The sequence below is a fragment of the Halomonas sp. HNIBRBA4712 genome (assembly GCF_043558675.1).
Taxonomy (GTDB): Bacteria; Pseudomonadota; Gammaproteobacteria; order Pseudomonadales; family Halomonadaceae; genus Vreelandella.
This window is the reverse complement of the sequence record NZ_JBIFXR010000025.1, coordinates 1-953: the sequence shown is the minus strand read 5'-3', so window position 1 is coordinate 953 and position 953 is coordinate 1. Positions and strand designations below refer to the sequence as shown.

At 58.3% G+C, this 953-nt stretch carries 1 protein-coding gene; it reads left to right on the top strand.

Features of this window, described 5'->3' with window-relative positions; all coding sequences use genetic code 11:
• Positions 1–953, top strand: a 953-nt coding sequence (locus ACGK9R_RS17165) for a hypothetical protein (protein ID WP_394583544.1), incomplete at both ends; no start/stop codon positions are given.

The window sequence follows — 953 nt, the reverse complement described above, 5'->3', positions numbered from 1 at the left end:
ATGCCGATGTGGAAGTCACCTGGGAAGGTGAGCCAACGTGTCAGAGTGGCCGCCCACAAACCCCGTGCATCAGTGCCAATGGCATAGAGAACGGGTCCCGGCTGCTGACCTCGCAAAGTGAAGAAGTCTCTGTCATTTACGACCAGCCCGTCCGGCTGGCGGAACGCCTCAGCCATTTTATTCCCCTTGATGTCACGCTTGGGATCATGGCGTTTGAAGCGCTGCTTGGAGGGCGCCTCTTCTCGGATCAGGGCGGGCAGGCAAGCTTCAATACGATTCAGTGCTTTGGGTGCAGCGACACCCGTGCCACCTTGAGGGTTATTCCTTATCCCTGCACGGAATTGAGTGGTGACGTCAGCATCGCGGTGGTAACGACCATCATGACGAGTGAGGTCTCCGCCAGGGTAGAGGCCACGGGAACCCTCAACGGACAATACGGGCGACACAGGATTGAATGGAGCCGTAGTGCCGAAGCTGCCGGAGGCGGTAAAAAGGAGATTCCTCGCCAGAATGATGCACCGGGCTTGATCGGGCTGATGGTCGAGACCGTCCAGACGATCAACCGCTACGTTTCCATGGGCGGTGGCGCCAGTGGCCCGGTGGAACATGACAGTAGCCATATAGGCTCCGGCATAACCATCAGCAAGTCGCTCTCCTTCAAGCCACAAGGGCTCGATTTGCAGCCGGTGAGTGGCAGCCCCGATCTTGAGCTGCAAATGGGTAATCTGGAATCAGTGTTGAGTCTTGGCGTCACCGGCAGGATTGACCTGATTGAAGTCATCGCCACCATCATGCTATCGCCTGCAGGTGCCAGCAAAATCCAGGATGCTCGTGCCCGTCTGGAGGCGGGCGATCGAGTGAGCGCGACGATAGAAGGCTACCTTGAGTTAAGCGCCACCGGCACGTTGCAGCATACCCTGACGTCAGGCGCGGCGATTCGTATCCCGGCTTCC